Below are 17,682 nucleotides of genomic sequence, written 5' to 3' on the forward strand. Positions count from 1 at the left end.
AAACACATTCTTGGCCAAATCGATACCAAATCTGATAGCTTGCATGACGGACGGTCTCCTCCGCTGGGTTTCAACACGACCAGTTTGGCACATTCGATGCCGCAAGGGGCCGTCCACCCATCATCCCAAGGCGAAGCAGGAGCGAAGCGACGCGGCGCAGACCCTAGGATGGCCAAGCGCCAGATCTCAAGGCGCGCAGGCCGATTGCGGCATCGCCTCGAGCCGATAGACCTTGTCGTCGGACGCGGTCTTGCCGACGGCCGCTTTCGAACAGAGGTCGACAACCGCCAAGCTACTATTGGGATTGGCCAGCATGATGGTGCCGTTGGCGCCGCGCTTGAGGAAGATTTCCTTTTGCGCGATGTCGCAGGAAAAATTGCTCGTCTTCGAACTCGCGGCACAACGCCACTGGTCGGCTTCGCCCTGGCACGAATAGGTCTGCGTGACCTTGGCCCCCTTCTGCCGTGTGGTGACGGAGACGGCAATGTCAGCGCCGTCGGGCCAGTTCGCGACATCGTCCCCGGAGGCGAAGGAGGCCAGTTCCACCGGCCCGCGGAACACCCGGATCGACTGGGTCAGTTGGTCGGGATGCGAACTCATATGCGTCGCGTCATAGTCGCGCCCGTAGCAGAAGGCCTGGTCGGGTTTGAACCGCTCGCGCAGCGGCGGCCCGAGCGCCGGATCGATCGGATCGATCCGCGCGAACTCCGCCTTGCAGGTGGCAGCCGGCATCGGGTCGAGGCGGAAATTGTCGTCTTCCTTGCCCAACGCCTGCCTGTCGTATTCAGCCGTGCCGAGTTCTTCTTCCGAACCGGCGTCGAGATAGATATCGGACGACAGGTTCGACAGGATCAGCCTGCCCTTGTCGTCGACCTTCAGCGACGCCAGCGTGCGGTCGCATTCCATGCCGCAACGGATCGGGCCCGATTTGCCGTCCTCGGACTCGTGATTGCACCAGCCGCCGGCCCATTCCAGCGCCTTGGCGCCGCGCACCGTGGTGGTGAGAAAACCATTGTAGGATTTATCGGAATTGGCGCCCGGTTCCTCATTGGGACGGCTGACTGGATCATGGCCGTAGTAGAAGAAAATCCGCGCCACCTTCTGCTTCGGATGCGCCTTGAGGTGCGCCGCGTCGTAGACCCGGCCGAAACAGGCGTCCGCCCCGTTAGGGCTGAGTTCGGTGAGCTTGAGCGCGTCGCCAGCAAAAGCAGAACCCGTAAGTCCGCCAAGCACTGCGGCGCCGAATCCGGCGCCGGCGAGCGTCTTCCATTTCCCGAACGCCATGTGACCCCCACCTCCGCATCGACAGGACGTAACGTCAATTTATGCTAGTATTGCGGCTTGAGCCACGCAAATCGCGGGTGAAATCTGGGGGGACACCATGCGCCGACGTGACATGTTCCACGCGGTTCTCGCCGGAGCCGGAACGCTTCTCGGCCTGCGGGCGGTGCAGGCGGCAACCACCGAGCCTGCCAGGCTAAAGGTCGCCTATCACCTCAGCGATCTCGACAAGGTCAATTTCGTGCTCGGCAACATCAAGAACCACTATGAGGGCACCGGCGGCAATGTCGAGATCGCCCTGGTCGTGCATGGTCCAGCCCTTGCCGCCTTCAAGTCGAAGGGCATATCGGCGGCGATTTCGGGGCGCTTTGCCGGTCTTGTCCAGCAAGGGCTCGACCCGCATGCTTGCGGCAACACCATGCACGGCATGGACATCACGCTCGCCGACCTGCTCGACGGCTTCCGTGCCGCCGACAAGGGCGGCGTCGTCAAGCTCGCCGAATTGCAAAGCCAGGGCTATGTCTATCTCAGGCCTTGAAGCGGCGCTGACTTGAATGCAAGGGTTGGCAAGGCCCACCAAGATGTCGGAAATCCCCGGAGGAACAGCAATGCCAGAGACAGCCCTTGGTCTTGTCATCCCCGATCTCGCCGGCAAGGCGGTGCTGGTCACCGGTGCCTCGACCGGCATTGGCGCGGCGCTCGCGCTCGCCTATGCCGAGCAGAAATGCAAGGTGGCGCTGCACTATAATTCCAGCCGCGACGCCGCCGAGAAACTCGGCCAGACCATTCGCGACGGCGGCGGCGAGGTCTTCCTTGTCCAGGGTGACTTTTCTCTCCCCGCCGATGTCGAACGCGTCGTCGAGGACAGCGCGCGACATTTCGGCCGCCTCGACGGGCTGGTCAACAATGCCGGCGGCATGCTTGGCCGCGTCCCCTATGCCGAGCAGACCGAGGCGCATTACGACGCGGTGATGGACCTCAACGCCCGCTCGGTGCTGACCGCCTCGCGCAAGGCGATGCCATGGCTGAAGAAACAGGGCGGCTTCATCGTCAACACCTCATCGATCGCGGCGCGAAACGGTGCAGGTGGCGGCGCGGGTCTTTACGGCTCGGCCAAGGCCTTCGTCTCCAACGTCACGCGCGGTATGGCCAAGGAACTGATCGGCTTCGGCATTCGCGTCAACGCCGTGGCGCCGGGCACCATCCTCACCCCGTTCCACGAACGCTATTCGACCGATGAGCAGGTGAAAGGCATGGTCGCTACCATTCCGCAGGGCCGCGCCGGCACGGCGCAAGATTGCGTCGGCGCCTATCTGTTCCTCTCATCGGACCTGTTGAGCGGCTACATCACCGGCCAGGTGATCGAGGTCAATGGCGGCCAGTTGATGCCTTGACCGGCGACCGGCATACTGGACACACTCCTTTCGCGCCAACCCAGGGGGAAGACGAGGACATGTACGGACTGATCGGCAAGATGCGGGCGGCGCGCGGCCAACGCGACGCGGTCATGACTGTGCTGCGTGAAAGCACCGGCGCCCTGCCCGGCTGCCTGAGCTATATCGTCGCCACCGACCCTGCCGACGCCGACGCGATCTGGGTGACCGAAGTGTGGACCGATCAGGCAAGCCACAAGGCATCCCTGCAGCTTCCCGAGGTGCAGGCGGCGATCGCCAAGGCACGGCCCTTCATCGCCGGCTTCGAATTCCAGGTGGAAACCCATCCCGTCGGAGGCTTCGGCCTGCCAGAGAGCAAAACCGGCTAAGCCGGGCGCGCTGCAAGGCGCTCGGGCAGGAAATCGACGAAGACGCGTACCTTTGGCGACAGGTGGCGATTGGAGGGCCATAGCATCCGGAACTGCCCACGACCGTCGACATGATCGTCCAGCACGGTGCGCAGCCTGTCCTCGCGCAGCGCCTCTCGCACCAGGAAATCGGGCATGCAGGCGATGCCGAGTCCGGCGATCGTGGCGCCTTTCAACGCTTCCATGTTGTTGCAGGTCAGCATCGAACGGATCAGCGGCTGGGCGCTTCCGGTAATGAATGGCCAGTCCAGCAGCCTGCCGCTGTTGAGATAGCGGAAGTTTATGCCGAAATGCCCGATGAGATACGCCGGCACGCCGGGTATGCCATGGCGATCGAGGTAGGAGGGTGCCGCGCACAGCAACATGCGGAAGGGCGCAATGGGTTTCGACACCAATCGTGAATCGGGCAGCTCGCCGCTGCGGATCGCGACGTCGATGCCTTCTTCGATGACGTCGACGATCCGGTCGTTGAAATCGATATCGAGCTCGATCTCGGGATAGCGCGCCATGAACTCCGATAGCACCGGCAGCAAAAGATGGTAGGTGACAATCGGGGTCGAGACGCGCAGCCGCCCACGAGGCGTCTCTCGTGTCCGCGACAGCATCGCCTCGGCATCGTCGATGTCGTCGAGAATGCGTCGCACGCGCTCGTTGAACAGCTTGCCCTCCTCCGTCAGGCCGATCCGCCGCGTGGAGCGCTGCAGCAGCCGCACGCCGAGCTCCTCTTCGAGCCGCGCCACACTTTTGCCGACTGCGGAAGCGGAGATGCCGAGCGCCCGCCCGGCGGCGACGAAGCTGCCGAACTCGGCGGTGCGGGCGAAGGCCAGAAGGCCGCTGAGGCGATCCATCATATTGCTCCATTCGAGCGTTTCGTTCCGTTATGTCGAGATATTTGATACCATTCTTCCTGATCTGTCTCTGACCTATCTTGGTCGTCATCACCGGGCGCCGCGATTGAGCGGCATGCCGGCGCAGACTACTCAGATAGGAAAATCCATGACCTTGAAGATCACCGCCGGCCCGGCCGAGAGATGGCTCGTGCTCTTGTCCGTATGCCTTGCCGCCATGACGATGCCCCTGACCTTCACCGGCCCGGCCGTCGCGCTCTCCCGTATCGCGGCCGATCTCGGCGGCAGCCCGATCACGCTCAATTGGGTGACCAACGCCTTCATGCTGACCTTCGCCGCCAGCCTGATGGCGGCGGGCGCTCTGGCCGACAATCATGGCCGCAAGCGGATCTTCCTCGTCGGTCTCGCCCTCTACATCCTCGCTTCGCTCGGGGCGATGCTGGCGCCCGACATCGCCTGGTTCGATATCTTCCGGGCCGCGCAAGGGCTCGGCAGTGCCCTGGCCTTTGCCGGCGGCGCCTCGGCACTTGCCCAGGAATTCGAGGGACCATTGCGGCTGCGCGCCTTCTCCTTCCTCGGCACCAGTTTCGGCATCGGGCTGGCCTTCGGCCCGATCGCCTCCGGCCTGCTCATCGCCGTGTTTGGCTGGCGGTCGATCTTTGTTCTGGTCGTGGCACTCGCTGTTGCCTCGGCAATCCTTGGCCTGCGCACTATCAGGGAATCGCGTGACCCGGATGCGACCGGCCTCGACTGGGCGGGCGCCGGCACGTTCACCGTCGCGCTGGCCGCGCTGACCTATGGCGTGTTGCAGGCGCCGCAGAGCGGCTGGGCCGATCCTCTTGTGGTAACGCTTCTCGGGGTGGCCGCCCTTTGCTTTGGGCTGTTCGTCGTCGTCGAGCGGCGCGTGCGCCGGCCGATGCTGGATCTCACCCTGTTTCGCTATCCGCGCTTCGTCGGTGTCCAGTTCCTGGCTGCGGCGCCCGCCTACGGCTTCGTCGTCCTGCTCGTGCTTTTGCCGATCCGCTTCATAGGCATCGAGGGGATGAGCGAGATCAAGGCCGGGCAATTGATGATCTGCCTCTCCGGGCCGTTGCTGGTCCTGCCCTTGCTTGCGGGCCAGCTGGCGCGCTGGATCGCTCCGGCCACCATCTGCGGCGTCGGCCTGCTCGTCGCGGCAGCCGGTTTGGTCTGGCTGAGCCTGACGCCATCGATCGGCGTCGCGCTGGTCGCGCCGCTGATCCTGATCGGCGTCGGCATCGCCTTGCCCTGGGGATTGATGGACGGGCTCGCCGTCAGCGTCGTGCCGACCGAGCGGGCCGGCATGGCGGTCGGCATCTTCAACACCACGCGCGTCGCTTGCGAGGGTGTGGCACTGGCCATCGTCATGGCGACGCTGTCAGGCTTCACCGCGTCGCAACTCGCCGGCCGAGGCGCTGCGTCTTCCAGCGATGCCGCCGCCGCCGCGCAATTGCTGGTGACCGGCAATGTCGGCGGAACCGCGCAACATTTGCCGATGGCCGGCGCTACCGTTCTGGTCGAGGCCTACGAAACGGCGTTCGACAGGCTGCTGATCGTGCTGGCGGCAATCACCATCGTCACCGCCCTCGTCGTCTTCCTCGGCCTGCGTCGCGGATCGGCGCCCGAACACGAGACCGTGCTGCTGCCGGCATGCCAGGAAGGATAGGCATCAGCCATTTGCAGGCCAGCTGGATATCGATGCACCTTAGTCCAGCCTGTGCATCAAATCGTCATCAAGCCAGCGGCCGAAGAAATACGCCAGCTGCTTGTGCCACCACGGCCAGTCATGGCTGACGTCGCCACCCCAATAATCGACCCAGGCGGGAATGGATTTGTCGCGCAGGATCTGTTCCAGCTGGCGCGTCTCGACCAGCATGCGCTCCTCCCAGGCGCCCTGCCCGCAGCAGAAGATCAGCCTGAGCGCCTTCAGCCGCGCCAGCAGCTTCGGGTCGACGATCCCCGGCAGATAATCGAGCGGCGAGTTGTAGAAGATGTCCCCGTCGAGTGCCTTGCCGAAGAAATCGCGCGCCGAATAGACCCCCGACAGCGAGATGACGCCGCTGGCGAGTTCGGGAAAACGGAAGACGAAGTTCGAGGAATGGTAGCCACCCATCGAACAGCCTGAAAACAGCGGCTTCAGCCGCCGTCCGCCATTGGCTTGCGCCGCGGTTTCCAGAAATTCCGGCAGTGCTTCCTCTCGCACATAGCGGAAATAGGCCTCGTGGCGGGCGATACGGTGCGCGGCATCGACATGCCTGGCGAAGAAGGACTCCGAATCGATGCCGTCGACGGTGAACAGCTGGATGCGGCCGGTGTCGATGAACTCGGCGAGCGCGCCCACCCCACCGGAATCCTCGAACTGGTAGAACCGGCCTTGCGAAGTCGGGAACACCACAACCGGCCGGCCGGCATGGCCGTAGCGCTTGTATTCCATGTCGCGGCCGAGATTGCGGGCGAAAGCCTTGTGATAGGAGACGTCCATGGGCCCTCAAGCCTTTTCCGCGTGGATATAGGCCACCGCCTCTCGCAGCTCCGCCTGATCCTTCGAGCGCATCTGATAGGCGTAATTCCCCATGGCGCGGCTGAAAACCTCTTCTATTGGCTGATGATGGACGATCTTGTCGCCGTGCGCGGCTAGCACGTCCGCATGGCTGTGCAAATAGTCGAGGTGGCGCTTGCGGCTGGCATAGGCGGTGAAATACTTGCCCTCATAAGGGCCGCCGGCGGCGTCCTTGACCACCATGTCCGCCCAAGCCGCGTAGACATCGATGTCGAACGTGTAGTTGATCGCGTCGGTCATCCAGGCGCCGGGCGGGCGCATGTTGACCTCCAGCGCGATGATGCGGTCATCCCTGGTCTCGAAAAGCTCGATGTGGAAAAAGCGTTCGCGCACGTCGAATGCTTTCAGGATCTTGCGGCCGGCTTCCTCGACGACAGGCCTGATCCGGGGAAAGCAGGTGTAACTCATGTGGCGGTCCTTGTTGACCACATCCATGACGCTCTGGTCGTAGCGGTGGCTGGCCGCCAGCACCACCTCGCCGTCGCGGTTGACCAGCCCGTCATAAGTCACCACCAGCCCCTCGATGAACTGCTCCATGACGAAGGTCACATGCTCCGGCTTGTCCCGGAAGAACTGGTCGAGCTCTTTCGCATTGGAGATCTTGAACGTGTTCGAAGCGCCGGAGCCTGAATCCGGTTTGACCACCACGGGATAGCCGACGCGGCGGATGAAGGTCATGGCGCCGGCCCGGTCGGAACATTTGCGCTGCGCGATGGTCTCGACGCCGCTCTTGCGGAAGAAGGCGCGCATGCGGCTCTTGCGCTTCAGATTCTTCACGAAATCGAGTTTGGTGCCGTAGATGTTGAAGTCTGTGCGGATGTTGGCTTCCAGTTCCAGCCAATGCTCGTTGAGCGATTCGAACCGGTCGATGCGGCCCCATTTGTGGATGAAATGGCCCATCGCCCGGAACACCGGCTCATAGTCCTCCATGTCGGCGACGCGGTAATATTCCGAAAGCGCTGCTTTCAGCTTGCTGTCCAGCGCGTCAAAGGGTGCGTCGCCAATGCCAAGCACCGTTGCGCCGGCCTTCTTCAGCCGATCGCAGAAATCGGCGCCATTGGCGGGAAAATGCGGCGAGAAGAACACGAAATTCATGGACGACCCCCTGCCGGCGGCACCCCGCCACCGGTCAAGTCTGGCGCATTTGCAGCGCGCGGGGAAGAGCATCCGCATCAGGCATATATCGGACGCGTTCCGGCCCCGCTTGCCTCCAACAGGTCGCTCCTGTATGAGAGCGACCATGAACAGGCGCGCCACCACCGCTTCCCGTCAGACCGGCTTTGCCGGCGAGACCGTGCGCGCGCTTGCCTCGACCCTGCTTCTTCTCGGCCTTATCGGCGATCGCCGGGTTCGCTGAAGGAGCGCCCGGCGGTCGAACCGCCGCGCAAGCGCATGCTCCTTGGCAAATCATATCAAGCGAACGAAATTCTGGTAAAGGCGCCGCTTGGCACCACATCCGCCTGACAGGTGGACCCGCCAGCCGCCGGGAGAAACGACGATGAACGCACGAGAAGACATCCGCGCCAGCGAGGCCGCGACCGGCAAGCAAGGTGGCCGGGGCATGCCGGACGCGGCTCGAAAATATCAGCCCTACCCTACCGTCGGCCTCACGGACCGGACCTGGCCCTCGAAGATCATCGACAAGGCGCCTATCTGGTGCTCGGTCGACCTGCGCGACGGCAACCAGGCGCTGATCGATCCGATGGGCCACGAGCGCAAGGCGCGCATGTTCGGCCTGCTGCTCGACATGGGCTTCAAGGAGATCGAGATCGGCTTCCCGTCGGCTTCGCAGACCGATTTCGATTTCGCCCGCTGGTGCATCGAGGAAGGCAATGTGCCGGCCGATGTGTCGTTGCAGGTGCTGGTACAGTGCCGGCCCGAACTGATCAGCCGCACCTTCGAGGCGCTGAAGGGCGCCACCAACCCGATCGTGCATTTCTACAACTCGACCAGCGAGTTGCAGCGCCGTGTCGTCTTCGAGAAAGATGTCGGCGGCATCAAGCGCATCGCCACCGACGCCGCCAAGATGATCACCGAGATGGCGGCCAAGGCCGGCGGCGGCTATCGCTTCGAATATTCGCCGGAGAGCTTCACCGGCACCGAACTCGAGGTCGCGCTGGAGATTTGCAACGCCGTCACCGAGATCGTCAGGCCAACGCCTGACAACAAGCTGATCATCAACCTGCCATCGACGGTCGAGATGTCGACGCCCAACATCTATGCCGATCGCATCGAGTGGATGTGCCGCAACCTCGACAACCGCGAAAACCTGATCATCTCGCTGCATCCGCACAATGACCGCGGCACCGGCATCGCCACGACCGAACTCGGCCTGATGGCCGGCGCCGACCGCGTCGAAGGCACGCTCTTCGGCAATGGCGAGCGCACCGGCAATGTCGACATCGTCACGCTGGCGCTCAACATGTACACGCAAGGCGTCGATCCCGGCATCGACTGCTCCGACATCAACCGGATGAAGGACGTCTACGAATATTCGAACCAGCTGAAGATTCCCGAGCGCCATCCCTATGTCGGCGAGCTCGTCTACACCGCCTTTTCCGGCTCGCACCAGGACGCCATCAACAAGGGCATGAAGGCCTTGAAGAAGGCCAACACGCCGCATTGGGAAGTACCTTACCTGCCGATCGATCCCGCCGATGTCGGCCGCAGCTACGAGGCCATCATCCGCATCAACTCGCAGTCGGGCAAGGGGGGCATCGCCTATGTGCTGCAGGCCGATTACGGCCTCAATTTGCCGCGCAACCTGCAGATCGAGTTCAGCCAGGCGATCCAGGCGATCACCGACGCCGAAGGCAAGGAAGTGCCGGCAAAGCGTATTCATGACCGCTTCCTCGAAACCTATGTCGACCAGCCGGGCGCCCGGCTGAAATTCCTCGACCACCACACCTATCCGGATACCGAGGTGAAGGGCCGGCGCGTGGTCGAGGCGGTCATCCTCGACAATGGCAAGGAAACGACGATATCGGGCACCGGCACCGGCCCGATCGACGCTTTCGTCGATGCGCTGTCGCGCCATGTCGGCGTCGAGATGTCGGTGCTCGATTATTCCGAGCATTCGATGCAGCGCGGCTCGAATGCATCGGCCATCTCCTATGTCGAGATGGAATATCCCGGCGGTAAGCTGTTCGGCGCCGGCATCAACACCAACATCGTCGCCGCTTCGCTGGAAGCGGTGACGTCGGCGGCCAACCGTATCGTCGGTCGCAGAGCGCGATAGCATCGGTCGTCGGCGGCGCGGGAGCAGCTCCCTCGCGCCGCCATTTTTTCAAGCTCGCACAAGGCTTTGGCCTCGACTGGCTCCCACGATCATCCCGTGACCGACACCGGCCGGGCCGTTAACCACCGGAAAAATATCCGGTGAGGTACGCGATCACATAATGCGTGTATACTTGTATGGCGGTGCGGGCATTATATGATCCGTGCCTTAACCTGTGCCGACTTCGAGAGGATCGACACTTGCAGCATGCCACGCCTGCCGCCCCCGCAGTGCGCGAAACATTGGAGCGACTGCTTGCCAGCGAAACGTTCGGAAGATCCGAACGGGCACGCAAGCTGCTGCGTTATCTTGTCGAACGCGAACAGGCCGGCGAAGCCGACAGGCTCAAGGGCTTTTCCATCGCCATGGATGTCTTCGGCAAGGATGGCGATTTCGATCCTTCGACCGACGCGGTGGTGCGGGTTCAGGCCGGCCGGCTGCGCGATTTGCTGCAGCAGTATTTTGCCAATGAAGGTGTTGCCGAGCCTGTCCGCATAGCCATTCCGCGCGGCGGCTATGTCCCGGCCTATGAGCTCAATGCAATTCGCTTGCCGGAGACGTCCCAATCCGCCATCCAGAACGGAGCGGCGGCATCGGCGCAACGCGACACTGCCGAAAGTGCCATTCCGGCCGCTGCCTTGCCGGCACCGATGGTCGCGTCGGTGCCGTCGGTGGCACGTCACCTCAGATTTTTCTGGATGGCGATCGCCGTCGTCATCGCCATGCTCGGCGTTTTGATCCTGCGTCAGGGCAGCGGTGCGCTGCTGGCAGGCGGCGACCTTGCGGCCACGCTCGAGACCGCGGGCCTGACTGGCAGCGTCGCGTCGTCCAGCGAGGACTTGCCGCTCGTCTACATCGCCGTCAAGGCCAGCGGCACGGATGCCAGCCGTGTCGCCGCAACGCTGCGCGCCGGCCTGAGCGGCTTCGATACGATCGACTTCATCGGTCGCGACACGGTCGACACGACCGATCCGGTCACCAATGCCACGAGCTTCATCTTCGACATTCTGCCTGGACCGGATACGGGTGACATCACGATCGAACTGCAGAGCGTGGCGACCGGACGGGTGCTTTTGTCGCGCAACCTGACCGCCGCCGACAGCGCACCCACCGCCGTCGAGAGCCGTATAGCTGGCATCTTGACGTCCGCTCTTCCCGACTCCGGCACGATCTACAGCTATCTCGAACAGAGCGGCATACAAGCCGGCCTGACGCAGTGCCTGTTGTTCAACGGCAAATACTATCTCGACCAGAACGCCAGGACCCACGAGGCCGCCTATCGCTGCCTCGAAAACCTCGCCGAAAACGGCGCCAAATCGTCGCTGGTTTATTCCGAGCTCGCTTCGTTGCAGCTCGAGGCCGTGAACGACCACTACGCCTACCCGCCGGATGCGACGATCGACAAGGCGCTTACATTCGCCCACCGCGCCGTGCAGATGGGACCGACCAGCCCCAACGCGCATCGCGCCTATGGCTACATCTATTCGCGACTTGGCAATGCCGACGAGGCGCTGCGCTGGATGCGCAAGGCCTATGACCTTAACCACTACGATATAGCCATGGCTGCCGCCTACGGCTACGGGCTGATTTTCGCCGGCCGGTATGCCGAGGGGACGCCGATCCTGGCCCAGGCCGTAGACGCCTCCAGCGGTCATCCGACATGGTGGGATTTTGGACTTTTCGCCGGCGAACTCATGCTTGGCGACACGAACAAGGCGGCGATCGCCAGTTCCTCTCTGAGAACAACCGCAACGAAATCGCACTATCTTGCCGCCCGGCTGATCGGCGCCAAGATCGCCGGTCAGGACAATCTGGCGCGCAAGCTGCTCGACGAGCTGAACGCCAAATTTCCGAAATTCGCCGCCAATCCGCGCGCGACCTTCATTGACCGAAAATATCCGGCCGATCTGACCGAGCGCTTGGTCGGCGCGTTACGCGCCGCCGGACTCGGCAGCGCTGGCTGACGCCAAGCGATATCGACGGTGCTGAGCATTGTCGATTTCGTACGCACCGATCATCGAATGTCGGTTAGCCGGCTAGTTCTGTCATCAACCGTACAAATCGCGAAAATTTTACTGGCCATCGCGCAGAACGAGGCGCAATCCAGCCACAATTGACCGTGGTCTCGCGTTTCTCATAGCCCTGCAACAAGTCCCCAGCTTCATGATTTCATCGCTTCATGCCGCCGAACAAGGTGCCGGTTCGAAGACCATCGTCCTACTGCATGGTTTCGGCGGCTGCCACGATATTTGGCACGAAGTGGTCCCGTCGCTGTCGCCTGCCGCGCGCACACTCGCTTATGATCTGCCAGGGCACGGGCTGTCGCTCGATTTCCCCGACGCCGGCCCGGCCAAGGTGGCGGCAAGGGCCGTCCTGGCCGATCTCACCGCGCGATCTCTGAAGCGCGTTCATCTGGTGGGCCACTCGATGGGCGGCGCGGTGGCGGCGCTGATGGCGTTGGCCGAGCCCGAGAAGGTGGCATCGCTGACGCTTCTGGCGCCTGGCGGCTTCGGCGCGGAGATCAATGGCCCGCTGTTGCGCCGCTTTGCCGCCGCGAGGGACCCATCCGACATCCGGGCGTGCCTCGTCGCGATGTCGGGACCACTGACGCGGCCCATCGATCACACCGTGGACGCCCTTGGGGACATGCGCGAGCGACCTGGCCAGGTGGAGAAACTCATCGAGATTGCTGCCGCCATGACCAGCGACGACCGGCAGGGCGTCATCCCGCGTGACCGGTTGGACACTCTGACCATGCCGGTGATGGTAGCATGGGGCAGCGACGACCCTGTGCTGCCCTTTACCCACACGGATAATCTGTCCGCGCAATTTCATGTCCACCACGTGCTGGGGGCTGGCCATATGCTGGTCGAGGAGGCGCCTGGACTGGTTGCCACGATCATCCGGCGCAACATGAACCGCCGCGCCAGGCCCTTGCGCCCGAAACTCGCCGCGACCGGTTGACACGTCCCGCGCGACCTCGCCCGGACGCCTCCCCGCCTTGATCTCGCCAGTGCATTTTGCCGGCGGCTGTGTTAACTGCATGTTAACCAAACCCGCGAGGCCGACGCCGATGAAGGACGCAGGCGAGAAGATCGATCCGTCAAGCAAACTGTCCGACGCCATCCGTGACGTGAAGAACGCCTTCGCTGACCGCGACGATGTCGTCGTCGACATGCGCGAGGCGCACCGCATGCGCCTCGACCTCCTGGCCGCGGACCTCGCACCCGTCTTTGCCGATGTTCCAGCCGACATGGACAATTTCGACTTTGTCGTCTCCTCGGGGCTACAGCCGCGCCTGTGGATCGACGCCGTAAGTCATGTCGCGATGGGGCGCGACCGCCGCACGTACCGCTTCCTCAAGGACACACGCGTTGGCCGGGTCGTGCTTGCCGAATCGACCGAGATGAAACCTGTCGCCGATTCCGTGACGCGTTATGTCGCCGAGCGCATCGTCGAGCGCCGGAGGATGATGGAGGGTGGCGTCGAGCCGGCGGTCGCCGGCATGAGACGCGCCAAGGTCGCGGAAGCCGAGCCGCCGCTGCGAGCGTCGGCGCAAGGCAGGGGCTGGTCGGCCTTCCTGTCCGGCCTTGGGCTGATCGCCGCCGGCGGACTGGTTGGTCTCGCGGTGTCGGCTGCGCTGTTCTGGGACCGCCTCGCGGCCATGGTTCTCAACTGGCGGCCATAGCCGCGTCGGCCTCGACACCGAGCTCCAGGGTCTGCAGATCGGCAGGCGGTAGGGACGGCCCGGTCAAGCCGCGCCGCGTCAGGTGGATGCGCCAGTTTCCCTTTTCGCCGTCGATCTCGAACAGATTGTACTGCGCGGCGGGATGTTTGCCGCCCGGCGCCTGGCCGGCGGCGGCGACGCCGACGAACGGGACCTTCGCGCCGCGGAGCCCGATCTGGAACAGCGATGGCAGATGCGAATGGCCGTGCAGCACAAGCTCCGCGCCGTGGCGGCGGACGATCTTGTGGAAGCGGGCGATGCCGAACAGCCGCTTGTGTTGGGAGACGGCGCCCCGCACCGGCGGGTGATGGATCATGATCGCGCGGAACAGCCCCTGCTTCGCCGTGCTCTCGAGGATCTTGCCGAGCCGAGCCGCCTGCTCCTCCATGAAGAAACCATTGGCCATGAAGGGCGCCGTGGCGCGCGCCGTCGAGACGCCGATCAGCGCGACATTGCCGCGCACGCGCAGATAGGGGAAGGCATTGCGATCGACCGGCGTGTTGACACCGTCGCCGCTCATCCACGCCGCCCATGACCGGCAGATCTTGTCGAAGGCACCGGGCACATAGGCATCATGGTTTCCCGGCACGACCGAAACGTCATGCGGCGCCCCAAGCGTCTCGAGCCAGTGTTTGGCCATCTCGATCTCGCCGTCGAGCGCCAGGTTGACGAGGTCGCCGGTGACGGCGAGGTGGTCCGGGTTTTGCGCCTTGATGTCTGCGACGATGGCATCGATGACGGCATCGTGCATGTGGCGGCGGCGATTGCGCTGCCAGTTGACATAGCCGAGCACGCGCTTGGACGCGAGATCGCGATAGGATACATCGGGGAGCGGCCCCAGATGGACATCGGAAATATGCGCGAGCCTGAACATTCCTCCTTCATAGGCGACGCGCACGCGGCTTTCCACCCACGGTTTCGCTACTGATGGCGACCGATGAGGAGGCTCCGTTCCGCCAGACCGGCTGGCCGGGTTTCAGGGCCCGGCTGTTCCATCTCTATTTCGTGCTGCGGCGGCCGATGACGCTCGGTGTGCGCGGCCTGATCCACGATGCCGCCAGCAATTCCGTCTTCCTCATTCGCCACACCTATGTGCCGGGCTGGCAGCTTCCCGGCGGCGGCGTCGAGATCGGCGAGACGATGACCGAGGCGCTGGCCCGCGAACTCGCCGAGGAAGGCAACATCGCGCTGGCCGCGCCACCGGTTTTCAGATCGATGCATTTCAACCGCCGCGCCAGCCCCCGCGACCATGTCGGCTTCTATCTGGTCGAGCGTTTCAGCCAAACCGCGCCGAAACTGCCCGACCATGAAATCGCCGAGGCCGGCTTTTTCCCGCTCGATCGCTTGCCGGAAAGCACGACGCCGGCAACGCTGCGGCGGATCGCTGAGGTTTTTAGGGGCGAGCCGGCATCGGCTTACTGGTAGGTCAGGCTGCGGCCTTCCTGAACCGCCCCCGATCATGCCGCGCACCATAGTCGAGCGCCGGCCCGACCGGAATGATCCGGGTCGGATTGATGGTCTCGTGGCTGCCGTAATAATGCGCCTTGATGTGGTGCAGGTTCACCGTCTCGGCGACACCAGGCACCTGATAGAGGTCGCGCAGATAGTTCGACAGGTTCGGATAGTCGGCGATGCGGCGCAGGTTGCACTTGAAGTGGCCGACATAGACCGGGTCGAAGCGCACCAGAGTGGTGAACAGCCGCCAGTCGGCCTCGGTAATGCGGTCACCAACCAGATAGCGTTGCCTGGAAAGGCGATCTTCCAGCGCGTCGAGCGTCGAAAACAGCTCGCCGAACGCCTCCTCATAGGCCGTTTGCGTGGTGGCGAAACCGGCGCGATAGACGCCATTGTTGACGGCGGGATAAACCAGCGCGTTAACCGCGTCGATCTCGCCACGCAAGGCTTCCGGGTAGAAGTCGAGGCTGGCATCACCCCATTCGTCGAAGGCCGAATTGAGCATCCGAATGATCTCGGAGGATTCATTCGAGACGATAGTCTGTTCCTTTTTGTCCCATAGCACCGGCACCGTTACCCGGCCCGAATAGGCCGGATCGGCCTCGGTGTAGATCTGGTGCAGGAAGTCGAGGCCGTAGAGCGTGTCCCCTGTCGCGCCGTCCTCGGCCAGGAACGTCCAGCCATCAGCACCCATGAAATGATGCACCACCGATACCGAAATAATGGCGTTCAGCTTCTTCAGCGCGCGAAAGATCAGTGTCCGGTGCGCCCAAGGACAGGCGAGCGAGACATAGAGGTGATAGCGGCCGGGCTCCGCCTTGAAGCTGCGGCTGCGGCCTCCGGCCGGCGTGCCATCGCGCGTGATCCAGTCGCGCCACTGCGACTGCGCCCGCACGAACTTGCCGCCACTGTTTTTCGTGTCGTACCAGCGGTCCTGCCATTTGCCATCGACGAGCAATCCCATGAATTGTCCTTTCGCGTTTCCCGTCATGTAGGGCGCGATGCGGCAAGGCGGAAATCATCCAGGGCTGAACAGATCGTCAATCAGTAGGGCCAGCGAAGGCGTCGATTGCGGCGGGCGAAAATTGATGCTAGCGGACACTCCGCATGTTCGACTTTGCCTTGATCCGGTTTGACCGACGACGAAAGGGCGCCCGCGCTTGATGAAGCGCTGACTGGCGAACGCTGCCGTTTGCAGCAACCTTTCCTCCTCTACCGGAACGCAACGACCATGAGCCTTGCCGACGTGAAGTACCTGCCGGAAACTCCGGCGCACGATCCTGAAATCGAAGCCATCAACGACGAGGCCTTCGGCCCCGGCCGTTTCGTGCTGGCCGCCTACAAGATCCGCGAGGCCGGTGGCCACGAGCGCGCGCTGTCCTTTGTCGCGGTCGACGGCGACCTCGTCGTCGCCTCGGTGCGTATGACGCGCATTGCTGCCGGTGCCGGCCGGGCGCTGATGCTTGGGCCGCTCGCGGTGCGGCCCGCCTTCAAGAATCTCGGCATCGGCCGCCGGCTGGTGGCAATCGCGCTGGAAGCGGCCGCCAAGGCCGGTGCGCCCGCCGTGATGCTGGTCGGCGACGAGCCCTATTACGGGCCGCTCGGCTTCAAGCGCATTCCACGCGGCCAGATCTCGATGCCAAGGCCTGTCGACCTCGACCGCCTTTTGTCGCACGAGATCACGCCGGGCGCGGTTGCCAGGCTCATGGGCGAGATCGGTCACGCCAGCCAGGCCAGGGTCGCCGAGCACGCCTAGGGCAGCTCCAGGAAGGTATGAATGGGTTCCGCAGTTCGCCGTTTCTGCAAGACGGCGACTGCTCCATCTTGACCTTGTCGGTCGATCCGGGCCTGATCCGTCCCTGTTTTCATAGAAAAGCCCATACTCACAGGAAGGATGACGCCATGACCCCCAACGGCCAGATCGCGATCGTGACCGGCGGCGGCTCCGGCCTCGGCGAGGCGACCGCTCGCGCGCTTGCCGCCAAAGGGGCCCGCGTCGCCATCCTCGATGTCGGCATCGAGCGCGCGGCCAAGATTGCTGCCGAGGTCGGCGGCATCGCCGTCCAGTGCGATGTGGCAAGTGCCGACAATGGCGCCGCCGCCCTCGCCGATGTCGCCGCCAGGCTGGGCGAGCCGCGCATTCTGGTCAATTGCGCCGGCATCGCCATCGGGGTGAAGACGATCGGCAAGGATGGACCCCATCCGCTCGACCAGTACCGCAAGGTGATCGAGGTCAATCTGATCGGCACCTTCAATATGATCCGCCTGGTTGCCGACCGCGCCGCGAAACTCGAGCCGCTGCAGGGCGGCGAGCGCGGCGTCATCGTCAACACCGCCTCGGTCGCCGCCTATGACGGGCAGATCGGCCAGGCGGCCTATTCCGCCTCCAAAGGCGGCGTGGTCGGCATGACGCTGCCGGTGGCGCGTGATCTCGCCCATTCCGGCATCCGGGTCTGCACCATCGCGCCCGGCATTTTCAAGACGCCGATGATGGCCGGCATGCCGCAGGAAGTGCAGGATTCGCTTGGCGCCGCCGTGCCCTTCCCGTCCCGCCTCGGCGAACCATCCGAATATGCCGCGCTTGCCCTGCACATTGTCGAAAACCAGATGCTGAACGGCGAGACCATCCGCCTCGACGGCGCCATCCGCATGGCGCCGAAATAGGGCGTGTCGCCCAAAGGTTCGAAATGCGGCGGGTGCCTCCCTTGCCAAGTT

General features: G+C 63.7%; 17 protein-coding genes. 11 read left to right on the forward strand and 6 right to left on the reverse strand.

The features are described 5' to 3' along the window. Window positions 1-186: 186 nt before the first annotated feature. Window positions 187-1,284, reverse strand: coding sequence for a hypothetical protein (locus O7A70_RS00005; RefSeq protein ID WP_337138423.1), 1,098 nt, complete (start codon window positions 1,282-1,284; stop codon window positions 187-189). 97 nt (window positions 1,285-1,381) lie between these two features. Between O7A70_RS00005 and O7A70_RS00010 the strand changes: the two genes are divergently transcribed. From O7A70_RS00010 to O7A70_RS00020, 3 genes are all read left to right on the forward strand, one after another. Continuing rightward, the gene (locus tag O7A70_RS00010; RefSeq protein WP_337138424.1) at window positions 1,382-1,819 is read left to right on the forward strand and encodes a DsrE family protein; all 438 of its coding nucleotides are present in this window, start codon (window positions 1,382-1,384) and stop codon (window positions 1,817-1,819) included. A 70-nt stretch (window positions 1,820-1,889) separates the two neighbouring features. Continuing rightward, the gene (locus O7A70_RS00015; protein WP_337138425.1) at window positions 1,890-2,675 is read left to right on the forward strand and encodes an SDR family NAD(P)-dependent oxidoreductase; all 786 of its coding nucleotides are present in this window, start codon (window positions 1,890-1,892) and stop codon (window positions 2,673-2,675) included. Between the two features lie 59 nt (window positions 2,676-2,734). Beyond that, the gene (locus tag O7A70_RS00020; RefSeq protein ID WP_140504832.1) at window positions 2,735-3,043 is read left to right on the forward strand and encodes a putative quinol monooxygenase; all 309 of its coding nucleotides are present in this window, start codon (window positions 2,735-2,737) and stop codon (window positions 3,041-3,043) included. Here the strand turns inward: O7A70_RS00020 and O7A70_RS00025 are convergent. After that, the gene (locus O7A70_RS00025; RefSeq protein WP_337138426.1) at window positions 3,040-3,930 is read right to left on the reverse strand and encodes a LysR family transcriptional regulator; all 891 of its coding nucleotides are present in this window, start codon (window positions 3,928-3,930) and stop codon (window positions 3,040-3,042) included. The genes O7A70_RS00020 and O7A70_RS00025 overlap by 4 nt on opposite strands. Window positions 3,931-4,078: 148 nt before the next feature. Between O7A70_RS00025 and O7A70_RS00030 the strand changes: the two genes are divergently transcribed. Next, the gene (locus O7A70_RS00030) at window positions 4,079-5,614 is read left to right on the forward strand and encodes an MFS transporter (RefSeq protein ID WP_337138427.1); all 1,536 of its coding nucleotides are present in this window, start codon (window positions 4,079-4,081) and stop codon (window positions 5,612-5,614) included. Between the two features lie 39 nt (window positions 5,615-5,653). Here O7A70_RS00030 and O7A70_RS00035 read toward each other — a convergent pair whose 3' ends face one another. Together O7A70_RS00035 and O7A70_RS00040 are read right to left on the reverse strand one after the other, a co-directional pair. Continuing rightward, window positions 5,654-6,430 carry an esterase family protein gene (locus tag O7A70_RS00035; RefSeq protein ID WP_337138428.1) on the reverse strand — a complete coding sequence of 259 codons (777 nt, stop codon included), beginning with the start codon at window positions 6,428-6,430 and terminating at the stop codon, window positions 5,654-5,656. A 6-nt stretch (window positions 6,431-6,436) separates the two neighbouring features. Then, complete coding sequence (locus O7A70_RS00040; RefSeq protein WP_337138429.1) at window positions 6,437-7,603, reverse strand: ATP-grasp domain-containing protein; 1,167 nt, start codon at window positions 7,601-7,603, stop codon at window positions 6,437-6,439. Between the two features lie 403 nt (window positions 7,604-8,006). Between O7A70_RS00040 and leuA the strand changes: the two genes are divergently transcribed. The 4 genes from leuA to O7A70_RS00060 all read left to right on the forward strand — a co-directional run bounded on the left by leuA (window position 8,007) and on the right by O7A70_RS00060 (window position 13,473). Further along, window positions 8,007-9,746, forward strand: a complete 1,740-nt coding sequence (gene leuA, locus O7A70_RS00045; protein ID WP_337138430.1) for a 2-isopropylmalate synthase — start codon at window positions 8,007-8,009, stop codon at window positions 9,744-9,746. Window positions 9,747-9,985: 239 nt separating this feature from the next. Then, complete coding sequence (locus O7A70_RS00050) at window positions 9,986-11,749, forward strand: tetratricopeptide repeat protein (protein WP_337138431.1); 1,764 nt, start codon at window positions 9,986-9,988, stop codon at window positions 11,747-11,749. A gap of 199 nt (window positions 11,750-11,948) precedes the next feature. Next, window positions 11,949-12,749 carry an alpha/beta fold hydrolase gene (locus tag O7A70_RS00055; protein ID WP_337138432.1) on the forward strand — a complete coding sequence of 267 codons (801 nt, stop codon included), beginning with the start codon at window positions 11,949-11,951 and terminating at the stop codon, window positions 12,747-12,749. A gap of 109 nt (window positions 12,750-12,858) precedes the next feature. Then, the gene (locus O7A70_RS00060) at window positions 12,859-13,473 is read left to right on the forward strand and encodes a hypothetical protein (RefSeq protein ID WP_337105891.1); all 615 of its coding nucleotides are present in this window, start codon (window positions 12,859-12,861) and stop codon (window positions 13,471-13,473) included. On the opposite strand, the gene O7A70_RS00065 is transcribed toward O7A70_RS00060, so the two are convergent. Next, on the reverse strand, window positions 13,457-14,386 hold the full coding sequence (locus O7A70_RS00065) for a metallophosphoesterase family protein (RefSeq protein WP_337106052.1): 930 nt from the start codon (window positions 14,384-14,386) through the stop codon (window positions 13,457-13,459). The two genes, O7A70_RS00060 and O7A70_RS00065, sit on opposite strands and share 17 nt — an antisense overlap. A 53-nt stretch (window positions 14,387-14,439) precedes the next feature. Here O7A70_RS00065 and O7A70_RS00070 point away from each other — a divergent pair, with 53 nt between their 5' ends. Then, window positions 14,440-14,937: an NUDIX domain-containing protein gene (locus O7A70_RS00070; RefSeq protein ID WP_337138433.1), complete on the forward strand. Its 498-nt coding sequence runs from the start codon at window positions 14,440-14,442 to the stop codon at window positions 14,935-14,937. A 1-nt stretch (window position 14,938) separates the two neighbouring features. Here O7A70_RS00070 and O7A70_RS00075 read toward each other — a convergent pair whose 3' ends face one another. Then, window positions 14,939-15,931, reverse strand: a complete 993-nt coding sequence (locus tag O7A70_RS00075) for a glutathione S-transferase family protein (protein WP_337138434.1) — start codon at window positions 15,929-15,931, stop codon at window positions 14,939-14,941. 267 nt (window positions 15,932-16,198) lie between these two features. Here O7A70_RS00075 and O7A70_RS00080 point away from each other — a divergent pair, with 267 nt between their 5' ends. After that, the gene (locus O7A70_RS00080) at window positions 16,199-16,723 is read left to right on the forward strand and encodes a GNAT family N-acetyltransferase (RefSeq protein ID WP_337138435.1); all 525 of its coding nucleotides are present in this window, start codon (window positions 16,199-16,201) and stop codon (window positions 16,721-16,723) included. Between the two features lie 146 nt (window positions 16,724-16,869). Continuing rightward, a complete protein-coding gene (locus O7A70_RS00085; RefSeq protein ID WP_337138436.1) occupies window positions 16,870-17,631 on the forward strand; it encodes a 3-hydroxyacyl-CoA dehydrogenase in 762 nt (253 codons plus the stop codon). The last annotated feature ends 51 nt before the right edge of the window (window positions 17,632-17,682 follow it).

Origin of the sequence: Mesorhizobium sp. Cs1299R1N1 (assembly GCF_037179655.1) — a bacterium.
In the GTDB taxonomy this organism is placed as follows: Bacteria; Pseudomonadota; Alphaproteobacteria; order Rhizobiales; family Rhizobiaceae; genus Mesorhizobium; species Mesorhizobium salmacidum.

Coding starts and splice junctions, on each gene's coding strand:
- O7A70_RS00065 (WP_337106052.1), bottom strand. CDS start 14,386: ATGTTCAGGCTCGCGCATATTTCCGATGTCCATCTGGGGCCGCTCCCC.
- O7A70_RS00040 (WP_337138429.1), bottom strand. CDS start 7,603: ATGAATTTCGTGTTCTTCTCGCCGCATTTTCCCGCCAATGGCGCCGAT.
- O7A70_RS00035 (WP_337138428.1), bottom strand. CDS start 6,430: ATGGACGTCTCCTATCACAAGGCTTTCGCCCGCAATCTCGGCCGCGAC.
- O7A70_RS00020 (WP_140504832.1), top strand. CDS start 2,735: ATGTACGGACTGATCGGCAAGATGCGGGCGGCGCGCGGCCAACGCGAC.
- O7A70_RS00010 (WP_337138424.1), top strand. CDS start 1,382: ATGCGCCGACGTGACATGTTCCACGCGGTTCTCGCCGGAGCCGGAACG.
- O7A70_RS00075 (WP_337138434.1), bottom strand. CDS start 15,931: ATGGGATTGCTCGTCGATGGCAAATGGCAGGACCGCTGGTACGACACG.
- O7A70_RS00085 (WP_337138436.1), top strand. CDS start 16,870: ATGACCCCCAACGGCCAGATCGCGATCGTGACCGGCGGCGGCTCCGGC.
- O7A70_RS00060 (WP_337105891.1), top strand. CDS start 12,859: ATGAAGGACGCAGGCGAGAAGATCGATCCGTCAAGCAAACTGTCCGAC.
- O7A70_RS00030 (WP_337138427.1), top strand. CDS start 4,079: ATGACCTTGAAGATCACCGCCGGCCCGGCCGAGAGATGGCTCGTGCTC.
- leuA (WP_337138430.1), top strand. CDS start 8,007: ATGAACGCACGAGAAGACATCCGCGCCAGCGAGGCCGCGACCGGCAAG.
- O7A70_RS00070 (WP_337138433.1), top strand. CDS start 14,440: ATGGCGACCGATGAGGAGGCTCCGTTCCGCCAGACCGGCTGGCCGGGT.
- O7A70_RS00005 (WP_337138423.1), bottom strand. CDS start 1,284: ATGGCGTTCGGGAAATGGAAGACGCTCGCCGGCGCCGGATTCGGCGCC.
- O7A70_RS00025 (WP_337138426.1), bottom strand. CDS start 3,930: ATGGATCGCCTCAGCGGCCTTCTGGCCTTCGCCCGCACCGCCGAGTTC.
- O7A70_RS00055 (WP_337138432.1), top strand. CDS start 11,949: ATGATTTCATCGCTTCATGCCGCCGAACAAGGTGCCGGTTCGAAGACC.
- O7A70_RS00015 (WP_337138425.1), top strand. CDS start 1,890: ATGCCAGAGACAGCCCTTGGTCTTGTCATCCCCGATCTCGCCGGCAAG.
- O7A70_RS00080 (WP_337138435.1), top strand. CDS start 16,199: ATGAGCCTTGCCGACGTGAAGTACCTGCCGGAAACTCCGGCGCACGAT.